Annotated in this window: 7 protein-coding genes; 3 read left to right on the top strand and 4 right to left on the bottom strand. The window is 61.7% G+C overall.

From position 1 onward, the window contains the following. Positions 1-34 precede the first annotated feature (34 nt). Positions 35-1,735, top strand: coding sequence for an urease subunit alpha (ureC, locus tag ACEN93_RS19870; RefSeq protein ID WP_103386770.1), 1,701 nt, complete (start codon positions 35-37; stop codon positions 1,733-1,735). A gap of 49 nt (positions 1,736-1,784) precedes the next feature. On the opposite strand, the gene ACEN93_RS19865 is transcribed toward ureC, so the two are convergent. Next, on the bottom strand, positions 1,785-8,831 hold the full coding sequence (locus tag ACEN93_RS19865) for an NEL-type E3 ubiquitin ligase domain-containing protein (RefSeq protein WP_495610412.1): 7,047 nt from the start codon (positions 8,829-8,831) through the stop codon (positions 1,785-1,787). Positions 8,832-9,009: 178 nt separating this feature from the next. On the opposite strand from ACEN93_RS19865, the gene ACEN93_RS19860 reads away from it, so the two are divergent. After that, positions 9,010-10,137: a sensor histidine kinase gene (locus ACEN93_RS19860; RefSeq protein ID WP_039766737.1), complete on the top strand. Its 1,128-nt coding sequence runs from the start codon at positions 9,010-9,012 to the stop codon at positions 10,135-10,137. 4 nt (positions 10,138-10,141) lie between these two features. Here ACEN93_RS19860 and ACEN93_RS19855 read toward each other — a convergent pair whose 3' ends face one another. Continuing rightward, positions 10,142-10,447 (bottom strand): chaperone modulator CbpM, encoded by a 306-nt coding sequence (locus tag ACEN93_RS19855; protein WP_074689662.1) that lies wholly within the window; start codon positions 10,445-10,447, stop codon positions 10,142-10,144. A gap of 23 nt (positions 10,448-10,470) precedes the next feature. Further along, on the bottom strand, positions 10,471-11,409 hold the full coding sequence (locus tag ACEN93_RS19850; RefSeq protein WP_039766790.1) for a DnaJ C-terminal domain-containing protein: 939 nt from the start codon (positions 11,407-11,409) through the stop codon (positions 10,471-10,473). 292 nt (positions 11,410-11,701) lie between these two features. On the opposite strand from ACEN93_RS19850, the gene ACEN93_RS19845 reads away from it, so the two are divergent. Further along, positions 11,702-12,970 (top strand): Hsp70 family protein, encoded by a 1,269-nt coding sequence (locus ACEN93_RS19845; protein WP_074689661.1) that lies wholly within the window; start codon positions 11,702-11,704, stop codon positions 12,968-12,970. A gap of 108 nt (positions 12,971-13,078) precedes the next feature. Here the strand turns inward: ACEN93_RS19845 and ACEN93_RS19840 are convergent, their stop codons facing one another. Continuing rightward, positions 13,079-14,092 (bottom strand): AI-2E family transporter, encoded by a 1,014-nt coding sequence (locus ACEN93_RS19840; RefSeq protein WP_039766732.1) that lies wholly within the window; start codon positions 14,090-14,092, stop codon positions 13,079-13,081. Positions 14,093-14,265 lie beyond the last annotated feature (173 nt).

The following is a 14,265-nucleotide window of genomic DNA, read 5'->3' as shown; positions in this document are numbered from 1 at the left end:
TGAAGCTTGCAGCTCAGTTCCGAGGAACGAGGAAATGAAACTAAGCCGTCAAGCCTACGCCGACATGTTCGGCCCCACCGTCGGCGACAAGGTGCGCCTGGCCGACACCGAGCTGTGGATCGAGGTCGAACAGGACTTCACCACCTACGGCGAAGAAGTGAAATTCGGCGGCGGCAAAGTGATCCGCGACGGCCAGGGCCAGAGCCAGTTGCTGGCGGCCGAAGTGGTCGACACCGTCATTACCAACGCGCTGATCATCGACCACTGGGGCATCGTCAAGGCTGACGTCGGCCTCAAGGACGGACGCATCGCTGCCATCGGCAAGGCCGGCAACCCGGACGTGCAGCCCGGCGTGACCATCGCCATCGGCGCCAGCAGCGAAGTGATTGCCGGCGAAGGCATGATCCTCACCGCCGGCGGCATCGACACCCACATCCACTTCATCTGCCCGCAGCAGATCGAAGAAGCGCTGATGAGCGGCGTCACCACCATGATCGGCGGCGGCACGGGGCCGGCCACCGGCACCAATGCCACGACCTGCACTTCGGGGCCGTGGCACCTGGCGCGAATGCTTCAGGCAGCGGATGCGTTCCCGATGAACATCGGCCTCACCGGCAAGGGCAACGCCAGCCTGCCGGAGCCTCTGATCGAACAGGTCAAGGCCGGCGCCATCGGCCTCAAGCTGCATGAAGACTGGGGCACCACCCCGGCGAGCATCGACAACTGCCTGAGCGTCGCCGACCAGTACGACGTGCAGGTGGCGATCCACACTGACACCCTCAACGAGTCCGGTTTCGTCGAAACCACCCTCGGCGCGTTCAAGGGTCGCACCATCCACACTTACCACACCGAAGGTGCCGGTGGCGGCCATGCGCCGGACATCATCAAGGCCTGCGGTTTCGCCAACGTGCTGCCGAGCTCGACCAACCCGACCCGGCCGTTCACCCGCAACACCATCGACGAACACCTCGACATGCTGATGGTCTGCCACCACCTCGACCCGAGCATTGCCGAAGACGTGGCGTTCGCCGAAAGCCGCATCCGCCGCGAAACCATTGCCGCCGAAGACATCCTGCATGACCTCGGCGCGTTCTCGATGATCAGCTCCGACAGCCAGGCCATGGGCCGCGTCGGCGAAGTCATCACGCGCACCTGGCAGACCGCCGACAAGATGAAAAAGCAGCGCGGCCCGCTGCCTCAGGACGGCGAAGGCAACGACAACTTCCGCGCCAAACGCTACATCGCCAAGTACACGATCAACCCGGCAATCACCCATGGCATCAGCCATGAAGTGGGTTCGGTGGAAGTCGGCAAATGGGCCGATCTGGTGCTCTGGCGTCCGGCATTTTTCGGCGTGAAGCCAACGTTGATCCTCAAGGGCGGCGCCATCGCCGCGAGCCTGATGGGTGACGCCAACGCCTCGATCCCGACCCCGCAGCCGGTGCACTACCGCCCGATGTTTGCCAGTTACGGTGGCTCGTTGCACGCCACCAGCCTGACCTTCATCAGCCAGGCAGCGCAGGAATCCGGATTGCCCGAAGCGTTGGGTTTGAAGAAGAAAATCGCTGTGGTCAAAGGTTGCCGCGACGTGCAGAAAACCGACCTGATCCACAACGACTACCTGCCCAACATCGACGTCGACCCGCAGACCTATCAGGTCAAGGCCGACGGCGTGTTGCTCTGGTGTGAACCGGCGGAAACCCTGCCGATGGCGCAGCGTTACTTTCTGTTCTGAGACAAAGCCCCGGTCGTCGAAGCGTTCGACGACCGGGGCTGGCAGTGCCTCAGCGGATTGAGGTGTCCATCAAATAACGCGAAGGGCCGGGCTGCTCGTCGTCGAGCGCGACCACCACCGGCTCACCGGTTTCCAGGCGCGACAGGGCAATCAGTTGCTGATTGCGCTCAATGCTGCGTTCAACTTCAAGCATCTGTACCGCCTCCTGGTAAGCCGTGCTGGTCACGTCGTCATATTGATCCTCAAGGCGTTGCAGCTTTTCATCTGCGCTGCGCCTGAGCGCGCCGAGTTCGTCCGGGTACTTCTCGTTCAAGTACTGCACCCAGTAATCGCGGCTGATCAGTTCTTCATAGAAGCGCTCGCCTTTTTCCGCCTTCACGACCGCATCACGCGCGGTCGCCAGCTCCTCCCCTCTGAGCGGTCGGGCGAAGCGCATATGGCCGGGTTGCCCCGGCAATTGCAGGCCATCCTGCCAGCCGGAGGTCAGGCCGATCCGATACTGCAAACGCACTTCCGCAGGATCCGCATCACGGCCCATGCTGCGCGCGGCCAGCTTTTCCACCTCGCCCAGGCGGAACAGCTGACGCGACAGGTCGAGTAAGGCACGCCCCTTGACCGCCAGGCCCGGAGGCAGGTAGCGCAAGGCGTTGTACTCGAACACCTTGACCTCGATTTCACTGAACGCCAGGGTGCGTCCATCGACGCAGGTCGTGTGCGTGGTGGCCATGGAAAACAGCGTATCGCGCAGTTCCTGACTGTTATTGGCCGCCTCGACAACCTCCCACACCCGGCGTGTCAGATCAGCGCGAAACACCCGGAACTCCTCGGTGTCCGGCATCCGCGAAAGCAGATGGAAGAACGCTCCGTTATCAGGCTCCGCTGCCAGCCGCTGCCACATGGCCCGACAGCGTACGGCATCCTCTTGCGGAAGGTTTTCAATCCACGGCGTCGCTTGCAGTTCGAGGACACTTTCGGCGAGTGTCGGCACCACTTCATCCGGTTCCAGATCACTTTCGCTTCCCGTGTCTTCACCCTCACTCTCGGTGGTGCTGTCCATGTCATCGATCATTCGATCGATCTCGGCATACGTCAGACCCAGCACATCGTCACGTCCATGGGCATCGGCGTATTCACGCAGACGGATCAGGCTTTGCTGCGAGATTTCGAAGTTATCCGACAGATTGCTGCCGGCAATCAGTGCAGCATGGGTGCCGTCATACAACCCGGACGGAATCGAGGTTATTTCATTGCTGCTCAAGTCGACCGCCTGCAAACGCGGGGCTCGCAGCAGCCCCTCCGGCCACACAGTCAGCAGGTTGTCACGCAGGTCCAGCCGTTCCAGTCGCTGCAGACGGTCAACGCGCAGGGTACGCAGGCCGTTATGGCTGAGATCCAGCCACCGCAGTTGCGGCAGGCCCTCGAGCGTTTGATCCAGCGCTTCGGAATCCACGAGACCGGTGAGCGACAGTTCCAGTCGTTCCAGTTGCAGCATGTGCCCGACAGGCTCAGGGATAGCCGGCAAGTGATTGCCGCTCAGATTGAGCCTGCGCAATTGTGTGAAGGCCCGAAGGAAAGCATTGGAGCCATTGGTGGTGAGCTTGACTCCCGAGAGGTTCAGGGTGCCCACCGCCGCGAATGTTTGGTCCAGTGCGGGCAGGTCGCCCACCTGCAGACCGTCAAGATTGAGTTCTCGGTCAGACATGCCATTCCAGTCGACGGTACTTTCACGCCAGCATTCCATGATGCGCCGGGCGGCGAGCTGGCGGGTGCGCGACGACACGACCCAATCCATGCCTCGGGTTTCATGGGTGAACAGCCAATCGTTCAGCCGCCGCGTCAGCGCCTCGAATGCCTGCTCCCATGCATTGATCCGTGCACCGATCTGCACCTCGGTCAGCCCTGCGCCCCGCATCCGCTCAATCGTCTGCTGTGTCTGCGCCTCTTCGAACGACGGGCACAGGCGCTGGATGCGCGAGCCCCACCCGCCGGGCCCCACGTCTGCCGGACTCGGCGCAAGCGGCAGTAACCGCCGGGCGATCACCGAGCCACTTTCGGCGGGCGGCGTACGATGGCGCGGCTCCTCCAGTGCAAAGCGTTGCAACGCCCCCGGCAACAGGCCTCTGGCGTCTTCGATACGCTGACGCGCGGTTGCCAGCGCCACTTCGGCCTGCGCATTCAGCGGGGTCCCGGCGAGGCTGGTATCGAGCAACAAGTCATCACGCCCCAGCAACACCTGCGGCAACGAGGTCAACCGGCTGTCGCTGAGATCCAGCCAGGTCAGGTCCGGCAGCAACTCCGCCCCCACCGGCCATTCGCGCAGGGCCGTTGCACTCAGGTCCAGGGCCTTCAGGCGATTCATACCGCGCACGTCAATACTGCTCAGCGGGTTGCCATGCAGGTTCAGGGTTTCGAGTGCCGGCAGATCGCTTGAATCGAGCGGCAGTTCCGCCAGACCACAATGGCTCAGATCGAGGGTATCGACCCCGCGAAAGGTCCGAATGAAACGGCGCAACTGCTCGACCGGGGCCTGCAATCCGGGCAGCTGCAGACTTCTGACATGGTTGAACCCGTCAGCCGAGAGCGTCGGCATGCTGTCCAGCGGCGAGCCTGGAATATCCAGCACCGTGGCGTCATTGGGCAGGCTGACATACAAGTTGTAGAACACGCTTTCGGTGCGCGCGCCGTAGCGCTGGAACAACCCGCTGCGCCAACTGGCCTTGAGCGCCTCGGCCACCGCCGCGCGGGCAGCGCCACCGTTGGCAGCCGTTGGATCGGAACCGATCCACTCCTCAAGCCGGTCAAGTTCACTGAACTGCTCGCTCAAGGTTTCGATCGCGGCGAACCGGCTGCCGACATCCGTCCATTGCGCCTTGAACCCCGTATTCAAGACATCCAGAAGACTCCTTTCCATGCCGACAAAACGCTTGAGCTCACCGCGACAATAGTCTGCGACCATTTCGTCCAGATCGATGAGGTGCCGAGGCTGACTCCGAACGAATTCGTAGATCGGCTTGAACACCCGGCGCGGGAACTTCGACCAGTCCAGTGACAGCCCGGACAACAATCGTTGATGGCCTTCATAGATCTCCATTGGCAGGGTTTCGATCGCGGTCGATCGCAGGTTCAGGCGCTCCAGTCGAGGCAACTCCAGAACACCTCTCGGCCATTGGTGCATTTGCGGACTGCCGAGTTCGAGCCTGCGCAATTGACGCATGCCGCCGACGTCGAGGGTCATGGGCACCACCGGGTTCATGCCCCCGGAGGTACAGCGCAGCTCCAGCTCTTCAAGCCGGGTCAGCTCCCGAAGTCGCGACGCCACCTGTCCGGTAATCGGTGTGGAGAGTTTCAGTCGGGTCATCTGGCGCAGCGTCTTCAACGTCGCGAGCACTTTGTCGAACTCCGCAATGCTCGAGGTCAGGGACAGTTTCTCGACATTGGGAAACGCCGAAAGCGTATCGCTGACCACCGGCGCGTGCAGCGTCAGCTCTCTGACATGCGTAAAGTCTGCGGTCAATGACGGCAGCGGCACTTCACCGATCAACGTCAGGCGAGCCGCCAGCGGATCATGTTCGGCCAACGGCGCATTTCGCCAGCACTCCTTGATGTTCTGCACCACGCTGACGAACTCGTCAGGGGTCGTGCGCAGACGCAGGTTCTGCGACGTCAGCCATTGCTCAAGGGTTGTTTCCAGCTCTCGCCACTCGCTCAACCGGTTGTTGAGCAAATGAAAGATCTGCTGATCGCTCTTGCCCAGACGCCATTGTTCAAGAATGAAGCCGCGAGCCTGCACGTCGGTCAACTGCGGGTAGACGCTCTGGACATGAGCCGTCAACGCCGGACTGGGCCCTGGCCCATCACCGCTGGCGGGATAGCCAAGCAGTTTGGAAGCAATGCGTTGCGGCGGCTTGAACCATGGTTGTCCGGCGCTGCGTGCACGCAGAATCCGGGCCGATTCACTGCGCTCGGTGAACGCCCGTTCGATGATCGCAGCTTGCAGATCGACGCTCTGCCCGACATTCGGCAGCCCCAATGCATGACGCGCCTGATCGGGCAAGGCGTGCATCAGCGAGGCGTAAAAGTTGTCGCCCCGATGGGGAATACTGTTGAGCGGTTCGCCACGCTCATTGGCCGCCTGCCAGGCATCTGCGTACTTGACCAGATACTTGCGTGTGCTGGCCGTTTCGCTGCCGATGGCATCCAGCATCGGACCGTTGATACTGCCTTCACGTATTTCCAGACGCAGGTCATCGGACCAGCCTGGCAAGCGGCCCAGCGTCTGCAAGGCCAGATGGCGGCTGTCAGGCGAGGCCATGGTTTCACTGCGCAACCCGGCCAGTCCCCGGTTCAGGCGCTCTGCCTGGCCATACCAGCGACCGAGCTCCTGCACGTGCAACGGAACCGGCGCTGCGCTGTCCAGACGTACCAGTTCTGCGGCATTGGCGTGGCCCACCGCGGCCATCGCCGCACGATCGCTCAGCCCCGGAATCACTCGTTGCAGCTTTGCCGCCCGGGAATCGACAGGCTCGATCCCCTTGAGAAGACGGTCGAACAGCGCGGGCTGTTGCGCGCTGGCAAAATCGGCAATCTGAATGGACAACTCCTTCGCCCTTGCTGCCCGAACGCGCGCGGGCTCGCCACCCAACAGACGAACCGTCTCCGCCTCGTCCAGTGTCGCGAGTATTCGGGTCGGCAACGCACCGTTCAGCACTTCGGCCCGGCTGACCCGGATCGGCGCCTTGCCGCCGCGCTGCGTCCCGTAACGGATGGCACGCCCCGAGAGATCAGAACTGTCGTAGATCTGCAGCTGGCGCCCGAATGGCCAGCGGGGCATGTCGGGAAGCAGCGGCAACAGGTGCATGAATCGACTGTCCACCGCCTGCTTCCCTGTGGCCTGTTCGACAATCAATCCGGCATCGCGCTCGGCGTTGAACAATTGCATGGCGTGCGCCAGTTCCGGCGGCGGCAAGGCGTTGTCCAGGTGCATCTTGCGCAACGCGTTGTCGCTGATACCGGCGACATCGGCCATCGCCAGTAATTGCTCGTCAGCAAACGCGTCAGTGCTGTGGCCGATGCGCCGCAACAGCGTCAACCGGTCCCAGTCCTGCGGGCGCTCCAGGGTATGTCGCCAGGCGCCGGCGCCGTTGTGCGTCAGGAGCGGCTGGTAGGCTTGCGAATCGTCCGGATGCTGAATGCGCCAGGCTTTGCGCGACTCATCGTAAGTCTGCTGATAGGTTTTGCCGTCGAGGCGGATGTAGTTTTTTTCTCCCGCCGCGTACTGCCCCAGCGCATTCGGTGCAACATTCGTTTGCAGTGCGACCGGGCTTTCGTAGCCATTCAGATCAGATTTCCACAAACGGGTCGTACCGTCGGGCATTTCCACCTGGTGCAGGTTCTCGATGACCGGTGTCGATCTGGCGGCAGTCAGCCGAGCGAGGCCTTTCCCGGCACCCGCCATCAAGGCAATCAACGCAATGTTTTGCGCGACATCGATCAGATGGGCCTTGGCGGCCTTGCGATCACCTTCACTCCACTCGTTAGCGCATTCAAGGGTTTCTTCGAGCAGTTGCGCGGCCATCACCACCATCATCACTTCACCCAGCACCGGCACGAACATCGAGACGCCCATCAGCACCAGCATGCCGATGTTCAACAACGCGGCGAGTTTTTCCGAACGCACCCTGGCGTCGACATCCGCCGTAGGCACCGCGTGGCTGCGGGCATCGGCGAGCAAACGGTCGCGATGCTGCTCGAACTGGTAACGCCACAGGTCGATATTGTCCGGCCAGAGCCCTCCCTTGCGGGGAAGGGCAACCGGGTTCAGATAGGGATCGGTGTTCGGCACCTGTGCGACCGGCGGTGCGGGCGGTAATTCGCGAACTCCGGTCAGCGCCGCGTTGATCGGGTTGAGCGCCTTGAGCAGTTCGTTGAGCAGCGATCCGTAGGGCGCCACCCTTTGTGTGAGCGTACGGTCCGGTGTGTCGTCGGTGAATTGGCCGAAGTAGTGCGGTCGGTCGGCATACGCGACGAACTGGCTGAAAAACCGTTGGTAGCTATTGGGTTCTGCAGGATGAGCCTGAGTGGCGTCGGATGCGGTGAACCGCTGCTTGAACATCGCTGCGATTTCCCGCCCCTTGTAGCGTTTGAGCGGATGGTAGGGATCGCCCGGGATGTACAGGATAGAGTCGTCACTGGAACGATATTTCTCGCAGATCGTGAACATCACGCAGCCGGTCATGCGGCGGCCCATCAGGCCCAGATCGCGAAACCAGATCTGCCGATGGCCCTGGCGCGGCGCCAGTTCACCGTTCAGGATCGAACGAATCGAAGCGTAGTCCTCGTGTCCGATATCACCTTTGACCAACGCCAGTTCGGCCGCCGCGTGCAGAGCGCTTTTATGCGCGTCGATGAATTTGTCGCGCAGCACCTGTTCGGCCACCGCGTCCCGGGGGTGCAGGAAATCCTTGAGGTAAGCCTGATATTTCGCGCCGATGTCCAGGGAACGGCACAGACTAGTGAACTGCTCGACCGTCAGCGGTGTGCTCAATGGCGCAAGCGTGCCGGGTGTCGGGGTTTCACTGCGAAATCCCGACGTTTCATGGAAGGCGCCACTTTTACATTCACGGTCTTCGAAGTTGTGCAGCGCCGCTTGCAGCAAAGGCAGTTTCAAGACTTCGAAGAAGCCGATGTCGATGGCAAAAATCCCCACCTCCACCGGTTTGTTCAGCACCAGCCAGGTCTTGTTGACGTCCAGCGTCACGTTGAACCGGTCCTTGAGGGCCTTGGTGAGCAGCGGCGCGGCGAAACTGTCGATGTCCTGGAAGGTCGACATGGCCTTATCCAGGGATGTCTGGGCGGCAAGGCTGGCGGTTACGGCATCCCCTACAGCCTTGCGTTGATCGCGGGATGCACGTCGATACCAGTCCGGCGTGGCGGAATCGGCATTTTTCAGGGCCTCGCGCTGGTTTGGCGATGCATTGATCAACCACTGCGGGCTGGACTGCTCAAGAAAATCAGCGTGCAGGCTTTGCGTCACGACCGGCACCCGCGGCGTTGCTGCGGTGTCCGGCGAAGGTGGGGCGACAGGCAATTCGGACATGGTTTCGCTCCTTGAAATGGAGCAAAAGCAGACCATGACGACAATTTGCGACTGCGGTACATAAATCTCGCAACACAGCGTCTTGTCAGCGGAAATTACAAGCCCGAGCGGCGCTTTCATTCCCGCGCAAAGAGACTAATATTCGAACGCCCCGCCTTGAATTTCCAGGAACCCGGACATGCGTTTATCCGAATTTATCCGGCAACATGCAGATCGCATTGTCGAGGAGTGGGAACAGTTCGCCAGGACCATCACCCCGGCAGCCGAGACCATGGACAGGGCAGCGCTGCGCGATCATGCCAGAGAGATTCTGCTGGCCGCCGCCCGCGACATGGACACCGCACAGACCGCCAGCGAGCAGATCGCCAAAGCCAAGGGCGAAGGCCTGGAGAAAACCCCGAGCCTGGACGAGGCCGGTGCCAGCCACGGTGAGTTGCGCCACACAGTGGGCTTCGACCTTGTGCAGATGACGTCCGAGTTCCGCCATTTGCGCGCCTGTGTGATCCGCCTCTGGGTCGACAGTCTGGAATCGCCGGACATGGCGTACTTCCAGGACATGATCCGTTTCAACGAAGCCATTGATGAAGCCCTGGCCGAATCGACGGCTGCCTACGCCGAGCAGGTCGATCATTCCCGGGACATCTTTCTCGCGATACTCGGCCATGACCTGCGCGCGCCTTTGCAAGCGGTGACCATGTCGATCGAACTGCTGATGCGCAAGACCGCGTTACAGGACGATGCCCTTCAGTGCGCCCTCAACATCAAGCAGGGTTCGCGGCACATGGCGGCGATGGTCAGCGACCTGCTGGAACTGGTGCGCAGCCGCCTGGGCAAGAGCCTGCCGATCGAACCGGCGCCGATGGACCTGGCCGACGCGGCCCGCGCGGCCATCGCCGAAGCCTGCGCCGGCAATCCGGAAAGTGATCCGACACTGAAAACCGAGGGTGACACCCGTGGCAACTGGGACGCCGGACGGATCGATCAACTGCTGCAGAATCTGATCGGCAATGCCTTGCAGCATGGGTCTGATCCGCGCGAAGTGATCGTGACGTTGAAGGGAGAAGCCAGGCACGTGCTGCTGACCGTGCACAACTGCGGCAACCCCATTCCCGCAGAAGCCATCGGCACGATTTTCGATCCATTGGTGCGCAGTGCCGACGAAGAACTCGGCCAGCCGTCGACCAGCCTCGGTCTGGGCCTGTTCATCATCAAGGAAGTGGTGACCGCCCACGGCGGGGCGATCGAAGTCAGTTCAAGCGAAGCCGACGGTACGCTGTTCAGCGTGACGCTGCCCAGACAGGTTTGAAACGCTACTCGACCACCAGCCGCGCCAGACGCTGACGGAGCATGCGGTTCTCGGATCGCAACTCCTGCACTTCTTCCAGCAGGTCCAGCGCCAGGGCGACGCCTTCCCATTCCAGCTCCAGGTCGCGCCGCAGCTTGGCGGCGCGTTTGGCCAGGGTCAGTTCGTAGTCGGTGAAGCGCCATTCCCTGGGCTGCGCGCCCTGAGGTTCGAGGATGCCGTGCTCGACGATTTCGATCACGTAGACGTCCGACAGGTCGGCCGCCTCACAGAATTCTGCCATGTCCAGTTGAACGATCAGGGGGCTGCTCATGATGGGCTACTCCGTCGTCAGTATCAGAAGTTCTCGCGCGGGTTGAAGGCGGCCTTCTTCGCCAGTTCCTGCCACAGCGCCTTGACGTCATCGCCGTTGGCTTTGGGCATCACGGCCTTTAGCTGGACGAACAGATAACCGCGCTCGCCCGCCTTGTTCTGCAGACCGTGGCCCTTGGCACGCATGCGCTGGCCGTTCTGGCTGCCGGCCGGGACCTTGAGGTTGATCTTGCCGGTGAGGGTCGGCACGGCCACTTCGGCGCCCAGCGCCAGCTCCCAGGGAGCGAGCGGCAAGGTGATGATCAGATTTTCGCCTTCAACGTCGAATTTCGGGTGTGGCGCGAAACGGATGGTCAGGTACAGATCGCCATTGGCGCCGCCACCGATGCCCGGTGCGCCCTGGCCCTTGAGGCGGATACGCTCGCCGTCGGCCACGCCGGCCGGGATCTTCACGTTCAGGCTCTTGCTGGTGTTGCTGACGTGCTGGCCCGAGCCGTTGTATTGCGGCACCTGGAAGCTGATCTTTTTCGATTCGTTCGAAAGCGTCTCTTCCAGAAAGATCGGCAGTTCCAGTTCCACGTCTTGCCCTCGCCGTCCGGCGCTGCGGGATTGCCGGCCAGCGCCGCCACCGAAACCGGGGCCGCGATTGCCGAAGATCGAACTGAAGAAGTCCGAGAAGTCGCCGGTGTCGCCACTGCCGCCACGGCTTTGCCAGCCCGGCGGGCCCTGAAACGGCTGACCGTGCTGGCCATAACGACGCAGTTCGTCGTATTCGGCGCGCTTGTCGGCGCTTTTCAGCGCTTCATAGGCTTCCGAGGCGTCCTTGAACTTGGCCTCGGCGTCCTTTTCCTTGCTGACATCGGGGTGGTATTTGCGCGCCAGCTTGCGATAGGCAGCCTTGATTGCCTTGTCGTCAGCCGTCGGCTCCACGCCGAGTATCTTGTAATAGTCTTTGAAGTCCATCGAAGGAATCACCATCCGTTATCGATTTCGCGCCGATGCCAGCATGCGCCTATTCGCGCGTGCCGGGTTGACCGATCTCAAGGTTGTGACCGGGTGGCGCAGCAGAAGTTTATCGGCAGTGGACGGCGGTTCTTGCGACCGCCGGTATGTCTGCCGGCCCATGCCAGCAAGTTTGGGGCAAAGCGCCGAGTTTCAAGCAAGCTTAGTCGTGAAATAGCAGATGACCGGCCTTCGAATCTGTCGCGCACTGACATACACTGCGCGGCCGTTTTTTGACCGGAACCGAAAGACCATGAAAGACGCCTCTCCAGCCCGTGCCTGCGGCATCGACTTCGGCACGTCCAACTCCACCGTCGGCTGGCTGCGCCCCGGCATGGAAACGATGATCGCGCTGGAAGACGACAAGATCACCCTGCCGTCGGTGGTCTTTTTCAACATCGAAGAGCGCCGTCCGGTATACGGCCGTCTGGCGCTGCACGAGTACCTGGAAGGCTACGAAGGCCGGCTGATGCGCTCGCTCAAGAGCCTGCTGGGTTCCAAGCTGATCAAACACGACACCAGCGTCCTCGGCACCGCGATGCCGTTCAAGGACTTGCTCGGGCTGTTCATCGGCCAGCTCAAGAGCCGCGCCGAAGCGACCGCCGGTCGTGAGTTCGAGCAAGTGGTGCTGGGCCGTCCGGTGTTCTTCGTCGACGACGATCCGCTGGCCGACCAGGAAGCCGAGGACACCTTGGTGGAAGTGGCACGCAAGCTCGGCTTCAAGGACGTTTCGTTCCAGTACGAACCGATTGCCGCAGCGTTCGACTATGAGTCGACCATCGAAAAAGAAGAACTGGTACTGATCGTCGACATCGGCGGTGGTACGTCGGACTTCTCGCTGGTGCGCCTGTCGCCCGAGCGTCGCGGTGTGGATAACCGTCACGACGACATCCTCGCCACCGGCGGCGTGCACATCGGCGGGACCGACTTCGACAAACAGTTGAGTCTGCAAGGCCTGATGCCGCTGTTCGGCTACGGCAGCCGCATGAAGAGCGGCGCGTTCATGCCAACCAGCCACCACATGAACCTGGCGACCTGGCACACCATCAACTCGGTGTACTCGCAGAAATCGACCCTGGCCCTGGGCAGCATGCGTTACGACATCGAGGACACCGGCGGCATCGATCGTCTGTTCAAGCTGATCGAACAGCGCGCCGGGCACTGGCTGGCGATGGAAGTGGAAGAAACCAAGATCCACCTGACCCACAACGACAGTCGCCATGTGCCGCTGGATCGCATTGAGTCGGGCCTGAGCGTGGAACTGACCCGGGCGCTGTTCGAGTCGGCCATCGAGTCGCAGCTCGAGCGCGTGCGCGCCAGCGTCACCCAATTGTTGGCCGACGCCAATGTGGCGGTGGGTCAGGTCGATACGGTGTTCTTCACCGGTGGTTCCAGCGGCATTCCGGCACTGCGCAACAGCGTCTCGGCGATGCTGCCGAACGCGCGGCATGTTGAAGGCAACATCTTCGGCAGCATTGGTAGCGGTCTGGCGATTGAAGCCATGAAGCGCTACGGCGTTTAACGCCAGCCTCAAGTTGCAAGCTTCAAGCTACAAGTAAAAGCAAAGGCAAGAGCGACCACCGCTCTTGCCTTTTTCTTGCGGCTTGCAGCTCAAAACTCGCAGCTGCTTTTAAACCATCCCGCCCAGCTTCAGCTCACTCTTCAGATACGCGTAATAAATCGGCCCCGCCACCACCCCCGGCAGGCCGAACGCGGCCTCGAACACCAGCATCGCCAGCAGCAACTCCCAGGACTTGGCACTGATCTGCCCGCCGACGATGCGCGCGTTGAGAAAGTATTCGAGCTTGTGGATAAAGATCAGGTAACCCAGCGCCGCAATCGCCACCCAGATCGACAGCGACAGGCCGACGATAGTGATCAGCGTGTTCGACATCAGATTGCCGATCACCGGCAGCAGACCGAGCAGGAAGGTCAGCACGATCAGGGTCTTGGTCAGCGGCAGCTTGATCCCGAACAGCGGCAGGACCACCGCCAGGAAAATCCCGGTGAAGAAGGTGTTGAGCAGGGAAATCTTGATCTGCGCGAACACGATATTGCGAAACGCCTGGACCAGCAGATGCAGACGGTCGAACAGGGCGGCCGCCAGCGGCTTGCGCTTGGTGACGTCCGGCACGCGCTGCAAGGCGATGATCGCGCCCAGCACCATGCCGATCAGCAGCGTCACGAACATGTGCGCCGCGTCCTTGCCCACCAGTTGCAGTTCGGACAAATGCTTGCTCGCCCATTCACCGATGGCCACCCGGAACTCGGCGGCACTGGCCGGCAGGTAGCTATCGATAAATGGCGGCAGTTGCCCGCGGGCGCGATCAACCACACCCATGAATTTGTCGAGGGAAGCGCCGGGGTTTTCCGCCTCGTGCAACAGGAAACTGATAGCCCCGGCAAAGATCAGCGCCAGCACACTCACCACCAGCGTGCCCAGCAGCGCCACCGCCAGCCACCGCGCACGCCGGCCTTCGATCAGCCGTTGCAGTTGCGGGGTGAGCATGTTGACCAGTTCAAACACCAGCAACCCGGCCAGCAGACTGGGCAGCAAACGCAATGGCAACACCAGCAACAGACCGCCGAAAATGATGATGCAACTGACCCAGAACACAACATGACGCTCAGAAAACGTTGGCATACAGCCTCAAAACGAACGGCGTAAAAGGATTGGCAGTCTGCCAGCGATCCTTGGGGAGCACTAGGGATATGCGGTGTTTGTAGGTTTGGGGCTCGGCTTGAGAACCACCCCTCACCCTAGCCCTCCCGAAACGTCGGACCGCCCGTAGGGAGAGGGAACTGACCGAGTAGATT

The organism is Pseudomonas sp. Pseusp21, assembly GCF_059492145.1.
This window is presented reverse-complemented; position numbering and strand designations above follow the sequence as displayed.

Coding starts and splice junctions, on each gene's coding strand:
- ACEN93_RS19840 (WP_039766732.1), bottom strand. CDS start 14,092: ATGCCAACGTTTTCTGAGCGTCATGTTGTGTTCTGGGTCAGTTGCATC.
- ACEN93_RS19855 (WP_074689662.1), bottom strand. CDS start 10,447: ATGAGCAGCCCCCTGATCGTTCAACTGGACATGGCAGAATTCTGTGAG.
- ACEN93_RS19850 (WP_039766790.1), bottom strand. CDS start 11,409: ATGGACTTCAAAGACTATTACAAGATACTCGGCGTGGAGCCGACGGCT.
- ureC (WP_103386770.1), top strand. CDS start 35: ATGAAACTAAGCCGTCAAGCCTACGCCGACATGTTCGGCCCCACCGTC.
- ACEN93_RS19865 (WP_495610412.1), bottom strand. CDS start 8,831: ATGTCCGAATTGCCTGTCGCCCCACCTTCGCCGGACACCGCAGCAACG.
- ACEN93_RS19860 (WP_039766737.1), top strand. CDS start 9,010: ATGCGTTTATCCGAATTTATCCGGCAACATGCAGATCGCATTGTCGAG.
- ACEN93_RS19845 (WP_074689661.1), top strand. CDS start 11,702: ATGAAAGACGCCTCTCCAGCCCGTGCCTGCGGCATCGACTTCGGCACG.